Source organism: Mesorhizobium sp. M0898, from assembly GCF_040319695.1.
Lineage (GTDB): Bacteria > Pseudomonadota > Alphaproteobacteria > Rhizobiales > Rhizobiaceae > Mesorhizobium.
Genome location: NZ_JAMYOE010000006.1, coordinates 195,106 through 210,512 on the forward strand (window position 1 = coordinate 195,106; position 15,407 = coordinate 210,512).

Consider the following 15,407-nt stretch of genomic DNA (forward strand, 5'->3'; position numbering starts at 1 on the left):
AACGCATTTGGGAGGAAACTTTAGTGTCCGAAACCATCATCTCCGCCGATGTTGTCGAGAAAGATAATGCCGCGCGCAACGCCAATCTCAAGCGCGACTACGAGTCCCTCGGCGAGCGCCTCGACCGCCGCGGCATCGCCATCGACGCCATCCGCGACAAGGTCGAGAAATTCGCCGTCGCCATCCCGTCCTGGGGCGTCGGCACCGGCGGCACCCGCTTTGCCCGCTTTCCCGGCGCCGGAGAGCCGCGTGACATTTTCGACAAGATCGAGGACTGCGCCGTCATCCGGCAATTGACGCAGGCGACGCCGACCGTCTCGCTGCATATTCCCTGGGACAAGGCCGATCCGAACCGGCTGAAGCAGGCGGCATCCCGCTTCGGCCTCGGCTTCGACGCCATCAACTCCAACACCTTCTCCGACGCCAGGGACCAAAAACTTTCCTATAAATTCGGCTCGCTGTCGCATGCCGATGCAGCGACACGCCGGCAGGCGGTCGAGCATAATCTCGAATGCATCGAGATCGGCAGGACGCTGGGCTCCAAAGCGCTGACGGTATGGATCGGTGACGGCTCGAACTTTCCCGGCCAGGTCAATTTCGCCAAGGCATTCGAGCGCTATCTCGACGCGATGAAGGAGATCTATGCCGGACTGCCGGACGGCTGGAAACTGTTCACCGAGCACAAGATGTACGAGCCGGCCTTCTATTCGACCGTCGTGCAGGATTGGGGCACCAACTACATCATCGCCAACGAGCTTGGCGACAAGGCGTTCTGTCTGGTCGACCTTGGCCATCACGCCCCCAACGTCAACATCGAGATGATCGTGTCGCGACTGATCCAGTTCAAGAAACTTGGCGGCTTCCATTTCAACGATTCGAAATATGGCGACGACGATCTCGACGCCGGCTCGATCGATCCCTACCGGCTGTTCCTCGTCTTCAATGAACTGGTCGATGCCGAGCTTGCCGGTGCCGAAGGTTTCGATCCGGCCCACATGCTCGACCAGAGCCATAACGTCACCGATCCGATAGAAAGCCTGATGTTGTCGGCGGTCGAGGTGCAGCGCGCCTATGCGCAGGCGCTGCTGGTCGACCGCAAGGCGCTCGAAGGCTTCCAGGACGCTAATGACGCGCTGATGGCGACGCAGACGCTGAAGACAGCCTATCGCACCGACGTCGAGCCTATCCTTGCCATGGCGCGGCTGAAGACCGGCGGCGCCATCGATCCGGTCGCCGCCTACCGCGCCGCCGGCTACCGGGCGAAGGTCGCAGCCGAACGGCCGGCGGTGGCGAGCGTCGGCGGCGGGATTGTTTGATATTGGCTGAAAAACGAAAACCCGCCTAAGGCGGGTCGTCGGTGCGAATCAATCGCGATTGTTGCGTTTATAAGCCCAGGCTTGGGCGGATCGCATTCCAGTCTTCCCAAGCATTCTCAAGCCTGATGTCATCATAGCCGCGCTTCTCCGCCACCTGCGCGGCGACGTCGTATGGCATCGCCATGCATGCGGCGCTGTCCCTGATCGCCACGACTTCGTCCTCAGTCAAAGGCGAGCCCTTTTGCTGTTCGCGATTGAGCAGAACCGCCACAAGCGATGGGATCGCTACCAAAACCAACTGCTCATCGGTCACGTCAGATTCTCTGTCGGCTTGTACTTCACCAGCTTCTTGAGCCGCTCGCCCAGGGGCTTCTCGTCGTCGCGTTCAGGCCCGCGGGCTACGTCCTTGAAGTTGTGGATCTGGGATTGCTTCGGATCAGCCATGCTTACGCCTGTACCATGCTCAGTGGCTGCGGCCTATCCTTGCCATGGCGCGGCTGAAGACCGGCGGCGCCATCGATCCGGTCGCCGCCTACCGCGCCGCGGGCTACCGGGCGAAGGTCGCAGCCGAACGGCCGGCGGTGGCGAGCGTCGGCGGCGGGATTGTTTGATATTGGCTGAAAATGAAAACCCGCCACGAAGGGCGGGTCGTTGGAGCCAATTAGCACCATATCCAAATTAATAGCATAGCTGCCGGCACAAAGCAAGAACAAAGTTGCTGTATAACTGAAAAATTCTGAGAGCCGCGATGAAGCGTGGCCTTGGTACCAACGCTGCGGCGCTCAGCAGTTACGGCATGGATCCTAGGGTCTCCGCGACGCAGCGGAGACCCTAGGATCCATGCCGTTGCAGTCGCCGAAGATTGCAACGGCGGTTGCGAGGCGAACCGGCACAGGCGTGCGAACCCTCCCGATTCTTTCGATCTTCGCAGTAGACTCAACCGCTCCAAGCGCGTTTCCTAGGCCTACCCCACGCCTCGGAGCACGGCCATGCACAATTTCCGCCGGACGCTGATTGCCGTAAGCCTTTCCCTCACCCTGACCTTCGTACCCTTCCTCGCCTATGCCGCCTCGCCGCAGCCGGCGAAGGGCGAGCTCGGCATGGTGGTGACCGCCCAGCATCTTGCGTCTGAGGTCGGCGTCGAGGTGCTGAAGAGGGGCGGAAACGCGGTCGATGCCGCGGTCGCCGTCGGCTATGCGCTGGCCGTGGTCTACCCGACCGCCGGCAATATCGGCGGTGGCGGCTTCATGACCATCCGCTTCAAGGACGGCCGCTCGACCTTCCTCGATTTTCGCGAGCGCGCGCCGCTGGCCGCGACCAAAACCATGTATCTCGACAAGGACGGCAAGCCGGTAAAAGGCGCCAGTCTCGACGGCTATCTGGCGGTCGGCGTGCCGGGCTCGGTCGCTGGTTTCGAGATGGCGCGGGAGAAATACGGCACGCTGTCGCGGCAGGACTTGCTGGCGCCGGCCATCCGCTTTGCCAAGGAAGGCTTCGTGCTGGAGCAGGGCGATGCGGCCTCGCTCCAGGGCGGCGCGGAGCGGTTGGCAAGGGACCCAGCGGCGGCGGCCATTTTCCTCAAGCCGGACGGCAAGCCCTATGCTGTCGGCGAGCGGCTTGTTCAGCCCGATCTCGCGGCTTCGCTGGCCGCCATTTCCGACCGCGGGGCGGATGCCTTCTACAAAGGCGCGACCGCCGACGCCATCGTCAAGGCGAGTGGCGAGAAGGGCGGCATTCTGGCCAGGGCTGATTTCGAAAGCTATGCGGTGCGCGAGCTCAAGCCGGTGACCTGCAATTATCGCGGCTACGAGATCATTTCCTCGCCGCCGCCGAGCTCCGGCGGCGTCATCATCTGCGAGATCCTCAACGTGCTTGAGTTCTATCCGCTGTCCTATCTCGGCGCCGGTTCGGCCGAGACGGTTCACGTCATGGTCGAGGCGATGCGCCACGCCTATGTCGACCGCAATTCGGCGCTCGGCGATCCCGGCTTCATCGACAATCCGGTCGCAAAACTGCTCGACAAGAATTACGCCAGGGAAATTCGTGAAAAGATCGATCCGTTCCGGGCCGGCGTCTCGCAGGAATTGATGCCGAAGGGTTTTGGCGAGAGCAAAGAGACGACGCATTTTTCGATCATCGACAATGATGGCAATGCCGTCGCGGTAACCTACACGCTGAACGGCTCTTTCGGCGCCGGCGTTGTCGCCGCCGGCACCGGCATCCTGCTCAACAACGAGATGGACGATTTCACCCAGAAACCCGGCGTGCCCAATCTCTATGGCCTCGTCCAGGGCGAGGCGAATGCGATTGCGCCGAAAAAGACGCCGCTGTCGTCGATGAGCCCGACCATCCTCGCCAAAGACGGCAAGCCGTTCATGGTCATCGGCAGCCCCGGCGGTTCACGCATCATCACCATCACGCTGGAGGCGATCGTCAACGTCGTCGACCACGGTATGAACATCCAGGAGGCCATCGACGCACCGCGCATCCATCACCAATGGTTGCCCGACACGGTCTATATCGAACCTTTCGGCCTGTCGCCCGATACCGAAAAGCTGCTTACCGGCATGGGCTACCGCCTCGATCTTGCCGACACGACCTGGGGCCAGGCGGCCGGCATCCTGGTCGGCGGCAAGAGCCTGGCGGAAATCGAGAAGGGTGGCGGCGCCCGCTACAATGGCGCCATCGACAGCCGCGCCGCAGCCGGCAAGGCTATCGGGTATTAGACCCCAAAAGTGGGAATCGGTTTTTCGGATAAGATCATGGTCAACAATAAGATTTCGCTCTGAATCAGGTGACCAGCGCGATCGTGGACGCTATCAGCATCAGCGCCGCGATGCCGACGAACAGGGCGTAGATGCGTGGCCGGTCGAGCAGAAGCGCATTGCCGGATATCCATGCCGCGGTGGCGCCACCAAGCGCGAAAAAGAAGGTGCTGCGGCGCCCGAAGCTCAAGCCGGCAGCCATCAGGCCACCGATGATCAGGGCGCCGAACACGATGATCACGGCGACCGCGTATTTCTCGAAATCGTTGCTGCCGGCGCTCGGGCCGATTGCGTTCAACCTCGACAGATCGTCCGGATCGAACGGGCTGGTCGACCCATATTCGTCTTGACCGACAGGCTCATGCATTATTCGTTCTCCGCAAACCGACAGCAAATCATCAAGCCTCGCCGAGCGCAACCGCTCGCCGAATGTGATCGGCACGGTGTTCAACACTTTCTGGCGGCGGCTTGCCAGAGATTTTTGAATTCGCGCTTGGATCGCCGCCCCGCTGCGCGGCCTGGTCAAGCGCCTTGCCCGAGCTGAACCTTCATGCCGCCCTGGCCAAAGACTGCGTTGCCTGAACGGAAGCCCCAAGCACCGCCTGTGCGCTGTCTGCCTGCCTTTCATCGACATGCGCCAGCACCAGGATCACACCTTGTGCGGCATCTGGCTTGCCTGGCTGCTTGCCGATATCGGACAATGCGCCGAAAAGTCTGCCGGCAACGCAGCCCAAGGCTGCACCGACGAGGGCCGATGCCAGCCATCCCGCGCCGAGGGGATCGATGCCGGGGATATCGAAGGCGCCGAGGCCGGCCAACAAACCCGCCGCGCCAAGGGCGGCACCGGTGCCTGGACCGCGCAAGACGGCGCCGATTTCGTCGTCGTAGGGTCCGATGATACTGATCTGGTGGCGCGCAATTCCTGCCGCCTGAAGTGCTTCGACGGCTCGCGCCGCCTGGTCATGGGAATCAAAAAGTCTGCTGATTGTTCGCATTGAAACTGCCTGTGAGGCCCCCGCCTCGACGGCACGGCGGGTTCCTGCTGAGCGACGACTGCCCGAGCTTTCACGTCACTCGATGATCTTGACGATCTTGCGCGTGCCTGGGTCGACGACGACGGTGCGGTTGTCGACGACGACATAGCGGTATTTGACGTTGGGGACTTCATGAAGCTCGACGGTATCGGGGAGCGTCGAGCCGATATTGAGCTCCACCCCAGGGATTTTCACCGAGGCCAGCGGCTGCTTCTTCACATACTCCTTGATGACCGTTTCCTGCTGCGGTTCGATGACAACGTCTTGCGCCGCAGCGGCGCCGATGCCTGCCAGCAGCAAAAATCCCGCCACCGCGGTGGAAAGATGCATTCTCATGGTCGTCTCCTTTGCGAACTCGGTCCGCTCTTCACGCCAAGGCTCACTCGAACGGAAGGCAGCTGAAAACGTTCCGTCGACGGGGCTTCGGTCCCGCCCGGCAGGGACCAACCGACGTGTTGCCGCAGGACCTAAGTCTGATCCTTGCGCGCAAAGGGTGGGTTTGCCGCGTGACCCGGAACCGTGGCGGCGCGTGGCCGTTGCTGGCTGCACGTTCCGGGAGGATTCCATGGAAAAGGTCGACGGTTGCTCGCACCGGTCCTGGCTGTTTCCATTCCGATCGAACCCGGCATCTGCGCAGCACTGTCCCTTCCTGCGCCGATAAGGGTTCGCGCGTCACTTTGTGGCGGGCGAACCCTCAAATTGCTGCGTGCACCAAAGTTGACCCCCTGAAGCGAAGAGAAGGGGCGAGGAGAGCGGAAATGGCCGATAACAAGAGCAAGCGAGACTTCAGCGACCGCAATCGCGTTTCGGCGGATGAATATTATGAGGTCGAATATTTCGCGCGGGAAAATGGTGTTTCGCCCAGCCAGGTGAGCAAGCTGATCAAAAGGACCGGCGGCGACCGGATGATCCTCTCGCAGGCGGTGAAGGCATTGCGCGAGCGCAAGTGAGCTGGCGGCGAAGCCAACGGTGGAAAGGCACTGATCGCGATCGGCCGAGATCCGGCCAGCTATCGACAACGTGCCCGGATGCCGCCGCTTCGGCCAAGCGCAATGCCCCGCTACTTCTTCGATTCCGATGAAGACGGAATTGTCTATTCCGACGATCAGGGAACATTATATGACGATCTCCCGCTGGTCAGGAAAGAAGCCCTTCGCACATTGGCCGAGATGGCCAGGGATGGCCTTCCTCATCGCAGGATTGCAGTCAAGGTCCGGGACGACCGTGGCGGTCTGGTCCTTGAAGTGGCTTTGACCTTTGCCGTTGAAACGCGGCACTTCGACGAGCGGATTTTCCGGATCGACTTGCGCACGAACTGACGGCTCGATCATCATCGCGCCGAGCATCAGATTTCTGGTGCAGCGGCATCTTCCCCTGGCGCGGAACATTAGAAATCTCTAATTGTTATCTTAAGCAGCGGGAACCTCCCAGGTTTCTGCTGCAGATCGGGTGCAACCCGATCGGCCCGCGCCCTCCGCCAGAGGCGCGGGCTTCGTTTGTTTAGCCGATGCGCAACGCCGTTCGGCAGCAGCATATTGGAGGCCTGCGGGAGCATTAGTAACATCTGTCGCTACCGCGGCGCCCTGGCGCCCAGGCAACGGAGCCCGTCGTCCGACAGGGCGGCGGGCTTTTTTGACGCGGGTCGGTCATCACGCAATCGATGGAATTCTGGCCGGCGCCGCTTCGTGTGGCATGGGGTAAGGTGCCCTGACGCAGCGCCGGCCAAGCGGAAATCAGGTCCGCCGCAGCCAGATTGTAGCCGCGCCGGCGCAGCAGGTAATTGCGTGATCGCGGAAGCCGCACCATTGCAGAGCCCTCCCAGCAGTTCGGTCTGCCCAGCGGCTGACCCGATGCATTCATTCATTCTGACGATGCACCGGACGCCCCGACGGCGGAAATTGGACGCAGTACTCGCTCTCGATTCAGCGGCCGATGCTCCCTGCAGATTTCGGACGAAAGGCCATTCTATCCTTGTCGCGCCTGGATTCTTATCAGATCGTGGCAAGGTTTGCCTTTACGGCCGCGTTTGCCGGCGTTCTGCTGTTCGCCCTTTTGCCGGAGCAAGTCCTGCGGGGCCTTGGCCTGGCTTTCACGTCTGATCACGACAAGCTCAATCACGCCGCCGCCTTCGTCGTCCTGGCGGCTCTCGGAAGTTTCGGCTGGCCGGAACGCAAGGCGAAGCTGATCGTACTCCTCGTTCTCACGGGCGCGGCGATCGAGGGGCTTCAGGCCGTGCGACTGATAGGGCGCGACCCGGATCTATTCGACTGGGTCGCCGACTGCGCGGGAATCGCGTGCGGACTGATGGTTGCAAGCTGGACAAGGCGGCTCGCCGGCGGATTGCCATAGCTCGAAAGCGCATAACGGAATCGGCGCGCCCGTGCCCCAATAAGGGGAAATTGGCCGGCGCCACTGGGGGGCGCGTTGGGGTAAGTTGCCTGATGGGGCGCCGGCCAGGCGGAAAAATTACGTCCGCCGCAAAGTAACATAGCAGGAACGGCAAAGCGCGGCAGTAGCGTGATCGCGGAAGGTCCGCGTTGGCGCCTCCGGTGCGGTGACCCGTTTTGGATCAACAAATCTGGCACCTGAATTGCACTGCAGGCAATGCCGGGAAATCCCGGCAATCGTCCCCGAATATGGGGCCTCGCCGCTTCGCAAATGGAGCGGCGGGCCTTTTGCCGGACGTTGAAAAGTAGGCCGATCAGCGGCTTAGCCGATCACGGTGTGCTTAGCCCGATTTCCCCTGCCAAGTGCTTATTCTCACAAGAGAAATTCTAAAGCGCCCAAGCATCGGTGCTTGACACAGGTTTCGATAACTGGATAAGTGGATACACAGATACGCTCTGATCGGACCAGGGACATGGCAGCTGACGCAATCGAGCCGTTGGGCATCACGACCGCCGAGGAGGAGGCTTATCGCCACATTCAGCGGGCCCTGAGGATGGGGCGTTACCGGGCCGGGGACCGGCTGATCCCGGAAGAGATCGCGACGGAAATCGGCATGAGCCGCATGCCGGTTCGCGAAGCATTCCGCCAACTGGCCGCGGAAGGTCTTGTGGTCATTCGCCCGAACCGTGGCTGCATCGTCGCCGGGCTTACCCTCGATGAGATCTACGAAACCTTTGAAATACGCTCGGTGCTCGAAGGGCTGGCGGTGAGGCTTGCCATGCCGCACATCGATGCCGAAGTGCTTGAAGAACTGGAACGCCAGCTGGACCGCATGGAGCGCGCCAGCCAGACCGGCAGCAGCGACTGGGTCGTGCGCCATCAGGCCTTCCATTTGCAGATTTGCCAACTGAGCAACCGACCCAAACTCGTCCGGCAGATTGCCAGCCTGCACGTCGTGATCGAACCCTACCTGCGCATCTGGTTCGACTATGTCGACAAGCCCGCCAGCGCGCGTGCCGAGCACGAGATCCTGATCGACGTGCTGCGGTCAGGTGACGCCGGCAAGGCTGAGATCGTCATGCGGGATCATATCGTCGAGACAGCGCCGCTTCTGGCCAACTTCGCAAGTCCCGGCCGCCGCTAGGGAATACTCGTTGAAGCCGAAAGATAATCCGGCACGACGAAAGGGAACTGCCGTACCGGCAAAAAAGAGGAGAATGACATGAAAATTAGCCGCATCGCAGCCATTGCGTCGGTCCTGTTCGGCCTGGTCCAGGCCGCCGTTGCACAAGAAACACCAAAGGCAATTACCATTGCCACCGAAGGAGCCTACGCGCCCTGGAATTTCACAACAGCCGACGGCAAGCTGGACGGCTTCGAAGTCGATCTCGCCAATGATCTGTGCGGGCGAATGAAGATCGAGTGCAAGATCGTCGCACAGGACTGGGACGGCATGATCCCCGCGCTGACCGTCGGCAAGTTCGACGTGATCATGGCGAGCATGTTCATCACTGAAAAACGTCTGAAGGTCATTGATTTTACCCAGCCATATGCGGTTGACCCCTCAGGTTTCGCGGTCGCCAAGGATAGCGAACTGGGCAAGCTCGGCATTTCCAACGAGCGGTTCAAGCTGGACAATGAAGCCACTTCGCAGGCGGCAATCGACAAGCTCAAGCCATTGCTGAAGGGAAAGATCATTGGAGTTCAGGCTGCAACGGCGAACCTGGAATTCCTGAAAAAATACTTCTCGGACGTCGCCGAGATTCGCGAATACAAGACCACCGAGCAACACGATCTCGATCTTGCCGCGGGTCGCATCGACGCGCTCTTCGCGCAACAGACAGCGCTGGCCGCCACGCTGAGCAAGCCGGAGTTCAGCGACTATACGCTTGCAGGACCAGGATTTGTCGGGGGTCTCTTCGGTCTTGGCTCCGGGGCCGGCATCCGCAAAGAGGACACCAAGCTGAAAGACATGCTCAACGGCGCCATCGACGCCGCGACCGCCGACGGCACGATCAAAACCCTGTCGCTTAAATGGCTCAAGAGCGACGTTACTCCAGTCAAGTAAGCGCTTGCCGGCGAACGGCCATTCCTGACCACGTTCCGGAGCTGAGCCGTTCGTCCTGCCGGGGCATCAATGCCGGGGGTATCAATGCCGGGGGTATCAATGGTTGACGCATTCCGGCTGCTTGGTTTCCAGCACGGAGGTTGGGGGGCTGCTCTTCTCATGGCGGCCTCGGTCACAGTGCTCCTGTCTGTGCTGGGCTTTGCGCTTGGCGCTGTATTTGGCGGGCTGGCAGCGGCCGGGCGTCTCCGCAACTCCAAAATATTGAGGTTCTTGGCCCTTGGCTATTGCACGGTTTTCAGGGGCGTGCCCGACCTTCTGACCATTTATCTGCTTTACTATGGAGGTAGCGTCGCCCTGACCTCGCTTGGTCATAGCCTGGGCGGGTCCGGATTCGTCGGCGTTCCGGCCTTTGCCACCGGAACCTTGGCTATCGCGATCATCTCGGGCGCCTATCAAGCCGAGGTCTATCGAGGGGCTTACGTCGCCATCGACCAGGGACAGCACGATGCCGCTTGCGCGCTTGGTCTCAACCGGCTGCAGCGGCTGCGACAGGTTATTTTTCCCCAGCTCCTGAGATACGCGCTGCCAGGTCTCGGCAATGTGTGGCAGTTGGTTCTGAAGGACTCCTCGCTGATATCGGTAATCGGCCTCGTTGAACTGATGCGCCAGGCGCAGATCGCTGCAGGTTCGACCCGTGAACCGTTCATCTTCTACATTGCTGCAGCCTTGCTCTATCTGGCTATCGCTTCCGTCACGGGCCACGCCTTTTACCGTCTGGAACGGAAGGCGCCGTGGCGCGTCCGGTCGGCATGATAGATTTCAGTTTTTTCCTTGAGATCCTGCCGAAGCTACTCGCCGGCCTGCCGCTCACGATGGAACTGGCCCTGACTTCCATCGTTGCCGGCTTCATTCTTGCCGTCACATTGGCGCTTGCCCAGCAATCGGAATCGCCCTTCGTCGTCTTGCCGATCCGTGGCTTCGTTGCCGTGTTCAGGGGCACGCCTCTGCTGGTGCAGATTTTTCTGACCTATTATGGCCTTGGTCAGTTCCGGCACCAACTGTCGGCAATTGGATTATGGGCCGTTTTCCGCGAACCCTACTGGTGCGCAATCATCGCGCTGACCCTCAACACCACCGCCTATGGCAGCGAAATCCTCCGCGGCGCGATTCAATCGGTGCCACGCGGCCTTGTCGAGGCGGCGCGGTCTGTCGGCCTGTCCACCTGTTTGACCTATCGGCACGTTATCCTGCCGCTGGCCTTTCGCCAGGCGCTGCCGAGTTACGGCAATGAAATCATCCTGATGATCAAGGGCACGTCTCTGGCTTCCATCGTGACCTTGATGGAGGTGACTGGAATTGCCCAGGGATTGATCTCCCAGACCTACCGCGCCTTTGAAGTCTTCATTTGCGCGGGCGCCATTTATCTCACTTTGAACTTCGCGATCATCCGGGCCTTGGCGGCACTCGAATACTGGATGTCGCGGCATCTGCGGCACCGCCCCTCGACGATGAGCGACGCCGCCTCTTGAGCACGACCAGAAGGGCATAGCATGCGAAATTTTGAGAAACCAACGCGCTCGGTCGTCGTTTCACGCGAGGCCATGGCCGCCACCTCTCATCCGTCGGCGACCCTGACGGCGGTCGAGATCATGGCGGCCGGCGGCAACGCCATGGATGCCGCCATCGCAGCCTGCGCGGTGCAATGTGTCGTCGAGCCAGCCTCGACCGGCATTGGAGGCGACTGCTTCGCTCTTCTGTCGCGAAACGGATCCGGCGAGGTCATCGCCTACAACGGGTCGGGCAGGACACCCGCCGCCCTGACAATTGACTGGTTCCTCGAACGTGGCATGGCCGAGGTGGCCCGCAATTCTCCCGGCTCCGTCACCATCCCGGGAGCCATCGATGCCTGGACCAGATTGCACGCTGATCATGGACATATGCCCTTCGATCAAATCCTGGCCCCCGCTATACGTTTCGCCGAGGAAGGCTACGCCATTTCACCGCGGGTCCATCGTGACTGGGCGTTGGAAGAAGAACTTCTGGCCTCCGATGTAGCCGCGAAACGGATTTTCCTGCCAAACGGCCGCGCGCCACGTGTTGGCGAAGTGCATCGCCAGCCTGAGTTGGCTGCAACGCTGCGGCTGATCGCCAAGAAGGGACGAGAGGCCTTCTACACTGGCCCTGTGGCCGACGACATGGTCGCCTATCTTCGTGGGCTCGGCGGATTGCACACACTTGAAGATTTCGCCTCGGCAACAGGCGAATACGTGACCCCGATCAGCACGGCGTTCCGAGGCTGCGATGTGTTCGAATGTCCGCCGAATGGCCAGGGTGTGATCGCGCTGCTCATTCTAAACATCCTCTCGCGCTTCGAAGCGCACGGCGACCCGCAATCCGCGGACCGGCTTCACCTGGAAATCGAAGCAACACGCCTCGCTTACGCCGCGCGTGACCTGCTCGTCGCCGATCCCGACACTTCCGAGGTCCCGGTGGCCGACATGTTGTCGAATGCCTGGGCCGATCGTCTGGCCGGCATGATTGACCTAAAGCGCGCCCGCGCGGACCTGCCTGCGTTCGATATGCCGCTGCACAGCGACACGGTCTATATTTCCGTTGTCGATAAGGACCGCAATGCGGTCAGTTTCATTAACTCGGTCTTCGACAGCTTTGGCTCGGGCCTGGTCTCGCCACGCTCCGGTGTCGTCTTGCACAATCGCGGGCAAAGCTTTTCGCTTGACCCCAGGCACCCCAATGCAGTGGCGCCGAACAAGCGACCTTTGCATACCATCATACCCGGGATGCTTGCGAGAGACGGCCGGGCAGAAATGCCTTTCGGCGTTATGGGCGGCTACTACCAGGCAATGGGCCACGCGCACCTGCTGACGAAGGTGCTCGATTTCGGGATGGATCTGCAGGAGGCGATTGATCTGCCGCGGGTCGCCCCCGTCAGCGGCACCATGAACGTCCAGGCCGAACACGGGCTCGCTGGCGAAACCGTAGCTGAACTTAGCCGACGCGGTTTCGAAATCATTCCCGCCACGGACCCGATCGGCGGTGCGCAGGCCATTCGCATCGATTGGGCAAACGGGACCCTGCTGGGCGGTTCTGAACCGCGCAAGGACGGCTGCGCCCTCGGTCTGTAGAGCGGTTATGGCCAGAGCGAGATGCAAGATGCCGAAGATGCTCTCCATTGACATTTGGCCGAGCAGGAGCCGCTGGCGCCATGGTCCCGATAATTCTTGCACGCCATCGACAATCCGATCGGCGCGAGGTTGTCACCCATGTCTTAGGTACAAACTGTTACCCATGTCTCCGAGCCGTACAGGGAAAAAATGGTGCCCAGAGGCGGATTCGAACCACCGACACGCGGATTTTCAGTCCGCTGCTCTACCAACTGAGCTATCTGGGCCTGCTCCGGTGGGCGGCAATCTGCACACCGGGTTCATGAAAGCGCCGTAGGCACCCCTTGAAAGCGCGTGGGTTATAGCACGGGAATCCGGCCTGTCCAGCGCTTAGAGCATGATCCCGAAAAGTGGAATCCGGTTTTCGGAAAAGATCATGCTCAGACAAAACGCCAGAACCTGTTCCGTCCGACAGTATCCGGATGGAACAAGTTCTGGACATTGATTTCAGGCGGGAAACGACAGGCAGTCCGCAAGGCCGATCATCGGTCACGATCGCGGCTGCGAAACCGTCCCAAGCCTGTGGAAAACCGCAGGTGGACGGTGCTATTTCTGGTCGTCGTTCTGATCCTCGTCGTCGCGGCCCGGGATGACGTAGACCCCCTTCAGCCAGCGGTTGAGGTCGATGTCCTTGCAGCGCGTCGAGCAGAACGGGTAGGTTTCGCGCGCCGATGGCTTGCCGCATTCGGGGCAGGGCCGCTTGGGCCGCAACGGCGTGACCTTGTCGTCCGGGCTCATATCCGCGCACCCGACAGCCAGTTGGCGTGCACCTTAAACCCTTCGCCACTCAAAAGCGCTACCGTCTCGTAGAGTGGCAGGCCGACGACGTTGGTGTAGGAGCCGACAAGCTTGACGACGAAGGCGCCGGCAAGCCCCTGGACGCCATAGCCGCCGGCCTTGCCGCGCCATTCTCCGGATGCGATGTAGGCCTCGATCTCCTCGCGCGGCAGCCGCTTGAAGCGCACCCTGGTCTCGACCAGCCGCAAGCGCTGCTTGCCGCCAGGTGTGATCAGGCAGATGCCGGAATAGACGCGGTGCGAACGGCCGGACAAAAGCCCAAGGCAGTTGGCGGCGTCGTCGAGCGTCTCGGCCTTGGGCAGGATGCGTCGCCCGACGGCAACCACCGTGTCGGCCGCCAGCACGAAGCTCGGCGCGTAGTCCGTCTCGGTTTTCAGCGAGGCCAGCGCTTTCTCGGCCTTCTGCGTCGCCAGGCGCTTGGCCAGCGAGCGCGGGTGCTCGGCGCGCAGCGGCGTCTCGTCGACATCAGCCGGCAGCACACGGTCCGGCTCGATGCCGGCCTGCTGCAGCAGCTCGATCCGGCGTGGCGAACCCGAGGCAAGCACGAGCTTCTGCAAAATGCCCATCGCGATCCCGGCCGGGTCCTTGAACTTACTTGAAGCGGTAGGTGATGCGGCCCTTGGTCAGGTCGTAGGGCGTCATCTCGACCAGGACCTTGTCGCCGGTCAAAACGCGGATGCGGTTCTTGCGCATGCGGCCGGCCGTATGGGCGATGATTTCATGTTCGTTTTCGAGCTTGACCCTGAACATCGCGTTGGGCAGCAGTTCCGTCACGACACCCGGAAACTCGAGGACTTCTTCCTTCGGCATTCGATACCTTTGCTTGGATGGGTACTTCCAGCGCCCCGGCCGGAAAGTTGCGCGGAACCTATATGATAAACGTCCGCTTGTGAACATGCTTAATCCGCGGCGTTTTCAGCCCCGTTGCCGAGGAAACGGCGGCCGATCCGCCCCTTCAGCCGCTCGCGCACGTCGCGGTAGGCGGCCATGATCTGATCGCGCGTGCCGCTGACGCCGGTCGGGTCGGGCATAGGCCAATACTCGACCTCGACGGCCAGCGAGCGGGTGAGTTCGAGCGCGATGTGGTGGGCTTCCGGCGCCAGCGTGACGATCAGGTCGAAATAATCGTCCTCGAGGTCATCCATCGTTCTCGGGTGCCGTTCGCCGAGCGACAGCCCTTCTTCGGCCAGCACGGCATCGACGAACGGATCGCGTTCGCCGCCGCGCACTCCCGCCGAGGCGACGAAGGTGGTAGGCGGGAGCACCTTGCGCGCCAGCAATTCGGCCATCGGCGAGCGCACGGCGTTCATGCCGCAGACAAACAGGATCGAGCGGGGCAGGATCTGGCGGGGCAGCGGGGCGGCCAGTTTCAGCCTCGCCAGTGCAGCACGCAAACCAGCGTGAACAGCCGGCGCGCCGTGTCGAAGTCAATCTCGATCTTGCCGGCAAGCCGGTCCATCAGCCTCTGCGAGCCTTCATTGTGCAGGCCGCGCCGGCCCATGTCTATCGCCTCGATATGGCTTGGCGTCGCGGTGCGGATGGCATCGTAATAGCTTTCGCAGATCATGTAGTAGTCCTTGACGATGCGCCGAAGCGGCGTCAGCGACAGGATGTGGGTGACCACGGCTGCGCCGTCCTCGCGCGCCACCGCGAACACCAGCCGGGATTCGGCCAGCGACAGTTTTAGCCGGTACGGCCCGGCGCCGTCGTCATTGACCGGCTGGAAGCGGTTCTCCTCGATCAGGTCGAAGATCGCCACCGCCCGCTCATGCTCGACATCGGGCGTCGAGCGGCCGATCGTCTCGTCGAGCTCGACATCGATCAGCCTGGCGCGGGTTTGGTCGTAGTCGGACATT

At 61.5% G+C, this 15,407-nt stretch carries 20 protein-coding genes, 1 tRNA gene and 1 pseudogene; 11 read left to right on the top strand and 11 right to left on the bottom strand.

The features are described 5' to 3' along the window. The first annotated feature begins 23 nt into the window (after positions 1-23). Positions 24-1,316, top strand: a complete 1,293-nt coding sequence (gene rhaI, locus NKH90_RS10695) for an L-rhamnose catabolism isomerase (protein WP_352470137.1) — start codon at positions 24-26, stop codon at positions 1,314-1,316. A gap of 67 nt (positions 1,317-1,383) precedes the next feature. On the opposite strand, the gene NKH90_RS10700 is transcribed toward rhaI, so the two are convergent. Both NKH90_RS10700 and NKH90_RS10705 read right to left on the bottom strand, forming a co-directional pair. Beyond that, complete coding sequence (locus tag NKH90_RS10700) at positions 1,384-1,629, bottom strand: hypothetical protein (RefSeq protein ID WP_352470138.1); 246 nt, start codon at positions 1,627-1,629, stop codon at positions 1,384-1,386. Further along, a complete protein-coding gene (locus NKH90_RS10705) occupies positions 1,626-1,760 on the bottom strand; it encodes a hypothetical protein (RefSeq protein WP_352470139.1) in 135 nt (44 codons plus the stop codon). Before NKH90_RS10705 ends, NKH90_RS10700 begins: the two co-directional genes overlap by 4 nt. Positions 1,761-1,786: 26 nt before the next feature. Here NKH90_RS10705 and NKH90_RS10710 point away from each other — a divergent pair. After that, a pseudogene (locus NKH90_RS10710) lies at positions 1,787-1,927 on the top strand (sugar isomerase); the annotation flags it as partial. A gap of 378 nt (positions 1,928-2,305) precedes the next feature. Beyond that, the gene (gene ggt, locus NKH90_RS10715) at positions 2,306-4,042 is read left to right on the top strand and encodes a gamma-glutamyltransferase (RefSeq protein WP_352819310.1); all 1,737 of its coding nucleotides are present in this window, start codon (positions 2,306-2,308) and stop codon (positions 4,040-4,042) included. 64 nt (positions 4,043-4,106) lie between these two features. On the opposite strand, the gene NKH90_RS10720 is transcribed toward ggt (NKH90_RS10715), so the two are convergent. The 3 genes from NKH90_RS10720 to NKH90_RS10730 all read right to left on the bottom strand — a co-directional run bounded on the left by NKH90_RS10720 (position 4,107) and on the right by NKH90_RS10730 (position 5,451). Continuing rightward, entirely contained in the window at positions 4,107-4,448 is a 342-nt protein-coding gene (locus NKH90_RS10720) for a hypothetical protein (protein WP_292663955.1), read from the bottom strand. Between the two features lie 181 nt (positions 4,449-4,629). After that, positions 4,630-5,076: a hypothetical protein gene (locus NKH90_RS10725; RefSeq protein WP_352541327.1), complete on the bottom strand. Its 447-nt coding sequence runs from the start codon at positions 5,074-5,076 to the stop codon at positions 4,630-4,632. Positions 5,077-5,151: 75 nt separating this feature from the next. Then, positions 5,152-5,451 carry a DUF1236 domain-containing protein gene (locus NKH90_RS10730; protein ID WP_352488261.1) on the bottom strand — a complete coding sequence of 100 codons (300 nt, stop codon included), beginning with the start codon at positions 5,449-5,451 and terminating at the stop codon, positions 5,152-5,154. 422 nt (positions 5,452-5,873) lie between these two features. Here NKH90_RS10730 and NKH90_RS10735 point away from each other — a divergent pair, with 422 nt between their 5' ends. From NKH90_RS10735 to ggt (NKH90_RS10770), 8 genes are all read left to right on the top strand, one after another. Next, complete coding sequence (locus NKH90_RS10735) at positions 5,874-6,065, top strand: DUF3606 domain-containing protein (RefSeq protein ID WP_352501725.1); 192 nt, start codon at positions 5,874-5,876, stop codon at positions 6,063-6,065. A gap of 102 nt (positions 6,066-6,167) precedes the next feature. Further along, the gene (locus NKH90_RS34815; protein WP_352501726.1) at positions 6,168-6,434 is read left to right on the top strand and encodes a DUF6894 family protein; all 267 of its coding nucleotides are present in this window, start codon (positions 6,168-6,170) and stop codon (positions 6,432-6,434) included. A 679-nt stretch (positions 6,435-7,113) separates the two neighbouring features. After that, positions 7,114-7,464, top strand: coding sequence for a VanZ family protein (locus NKH90_RS10745; protein WP_352819315.1), 351 nt, complete (start codon positions 7,114-7,116; stop codon positions 7,462-7,464). A gap of 511 nt (positions 7,465-7,975) precedes the next feature. Continuing rightward, on the top strand, positions 7,976-8,647 hold the full coding sequence (locus tag NKH90_RS10750; protein WP_352470145.1) for a GntR family transcriptional regulator: 672 nt from the start codon (positions 7,976-7,978) through the stop codon (positions 8,645-8,647). A 78-nt stretch (positions 8,648-8,725) separates the two neighbouring features. Next, a complete protein-coding gene (locus NKH90_RS10755) occupies positions 8,726-9,571 on the top strand; it encodes a transporter substrate-binding domain-containing protein (RefSeq protein ID WP_352470146.1) in 846 nt (281 codons plus the stop codon). A 99-nt stretch (positions 9,572-9,670) separates the two neighbouring features. Continuing rightward, positions 9,671-10,384 carry an ABC transporter permease gene (locus tag NKH90_RS10760; RefSeq protein WP_502896431.1) on the top strand — a complete coding sequence of 238 codons (714 nt, stop codon included), beginning with the start codon at positions 9,671-9,673 and terminating at the stop codon, positions 10,382-10,384. Then, positions 10,381-11,100, top strand: a complete 720-nt coding sequence (locus tag NKH90_RS10765) for an ABC transporter permease (protein WP_352819334.1) — start codon at positions 10,381-10,383, stop codon at positions 11,098-11,100. The genes NKH90_RS10760 and NKH90_RS10765 overlap by 4 nt, the downstream gene beginning before the upstream one ends. 21 nt (positions 11,101-11,121) lie before the next feature. Further along, on the top strand, positions 11,122-12,714 hold the full coding sequence (gene ggt / locus NKH90_RS10770) for a gamma-glutamyltransferase (protein WP_352501729.1): 1,593 nt from the start codon (positions 11,122-11,124) through the stop codon (positions 12,712-12,714). Positions 12,715-12,904: 190 nt separating this feature from the next. Here ggt (NKH90_RS10770) and NKH90_RS10775 read toward each other — a convergent pair. From NKH90_RS10775 to NKH90_RS10800, 6 genes are all read right to left on the bottom strand, one after another. Further along, positions 12,905-12,980 (bottom strand) — tRNA-Phe (locus NKH90_RS10775). Between the two features lie 319 nt (positions 12,981-13,299). Next, on the bottom strand, positions 13,300-13,491 hold the full coding sequence (gene yacG / locus NKH90_RS10780) for a DNA gyrase inhibitor YacG (protein ID WP_352470149.1): 192 nt from the start codon (positions 13,489-13,491) through the stop codon (positions 13,300-13,302). Then, the gene (locus NKH90_RS10785) at positions 13,488-14,117 is read right to left on the bottom strand and encodes a Maf-like protein (RefSeq protein WP_352470150.1); all 630 of its coding nucleotides are present in this window, start codon (positions 14,115-14,117) and stop codon (positions 13,488-13,490) included. The genes yacG and NKH90_RS10785 overlap by 4 nt, the downstream gene beginning before the upstream one ends. A 25-nt stretch (positions 14,118-14,142) precedes the next feature. Then, entirely contained in the window at positions 14,143-14,361 is a 219-nt protein-coding gene (infA, locus tag NKH90_RS10790; RefSeq protein ID WP_006200926.1) for a translation initiation factor IF-1, read from the bottom strand. Positions 14,362-14,450: 89 nt separating this feature from the next. Beyond that, on the bottom strand, positions 14,451-14,933 hold the full coding sequence (locus NKH90_RS10795) for an arsenate-mycothiol transferase ArsC (protein ID WP_502895753.1): 483 nt from the start codon (positions 14,931-14,933) through the stop codon (positions 14,451-14,453). Beyond that, positions 14,921-15,406, bottom strand: coding sequence for a UPF0262 family protein (locus NKH90_RS10800; protein WP_352613943.1), 486 nt, complete (start codon positions 15,404-15,406; stop codon positions 14,921-14,923). The genes NKH90_RS10795 and NKH90_RS10800 overlap by 13 nt, the downstream gene beginning before the upstream one ends. Position 15,407 lies beyond the last annotated feature (1 nt).

Bases quoted from the DNA above. Each gene is read 5' to 3' on its own strand.
- NKH90_RS10705 (WP_352470139.1), bottom strand. From the start codon at position 1,760: ATGGCTGATCCGAAGCAATCCCAGATCCACAACTTCAAGGACGTAGCC.
- ggt (WP_352819310.1), top strand. From the start codon at position 2,306: ATGCACAATTTCCGCCGGACGCTGATTGCCGTAAGCCTTTCCCTCACC.
- NKH90_RS10720 (WP_292663955.1), bottom strand. From the start codon at position 4,448: ATGCATGAGCCTGTCGGTCAAGACGAATATGGGTCGACCAGCCCGTTC.
- NKH90_RS10725 (WP_352541327.1), bottom strand. From the start codon at position 5,076: ATGCGAACAATCAGCAGACTTTTTGATTCCCATGACCAGGCGGCGCGA.
- NKH90_RS10730 (WP_352488261.1), bottom strand. From the start codon at position 5,451: ATGAGAATGCATCTTTCCACCGCGGTGGCGGGATTTTTGCTGCTGGCA.
- NKH90_RS10735 (WP_352501725.1), top strand. From the start codon at position 5,874: ATGGCCGATAACAAGAGCAAGCGAGACTTCAGCGACCGCAATCGCGTT.
- NKH90_RS34815 (WP_352501726.1), top strand. From the start codon at position 6,168: ATGCCCCGCTACTTCTTCGATTCCGATGAAGACGGAATTGTCTATTCC.
- NKH90_RS10750 (WP_352470145.1), top strand. From the start codon at position 7,976: ATGGCAGCTGACGCAATCGAGCCGTTGGGCATCACGACCGCCGAGGAG.
- NKH90_RS10755 (WP_352470146.1), top strand. From the start codon at position 8,726: ATGAAAATTAGCCGCATCGCAGCCATTGCGTCGGTCCTGTTCGGCCTG.
- NKH90_RS10760 (WP_502896431.1), top strand. From the start codon at position 9,671: ATGGTTGACGCATTCCGGCTGCTTGGTTTCCAGCACGGAGGTTGGGGG.
- NKH90_RS10765 (WP_352819334.1), top strand. From the start codon at position 10,381: ATGATAGATTTCAGTTTTTTCCTTGAGATCCTGCCGAAGCTACTCGCC.
- ggt (WP_352501729.1), top strand. From the start codon at position 11,122: ATGCGAAATTTTGAGAAACCAACGCGCTCGGTCGTCGTTTCACGCGAG.
- yacG (WP_352470149.1), bottom strand. From the start codon at position 13,491: ATGAGCCCGGACGACAAGGTCACGCCGTTGCGGCCCAAGCGGCCCTGC.
- NKH90_RS10785 (WP_352470150.1), bottom strand. From the start codon at position 14,117: ATGGGCATTTTGCAGAAGCTCGTGCTTGCCTCGGGTTCGCCACGCCGG.
- infA (WP_006200926.1), bottom strand. From the start codon at position 14,361: ATGCCGAAGGAAGAAGTCCTCGAGTTTCCGGGTGTCGTGACGGAACTG.
- NKH90_RS10800 (WP_352613943.1), bottom strand. From the start codon at position 15,406: ATGTCCGACTACGACCAAACCCGCGCCAGGCTGATCGATGTCGAGCTC.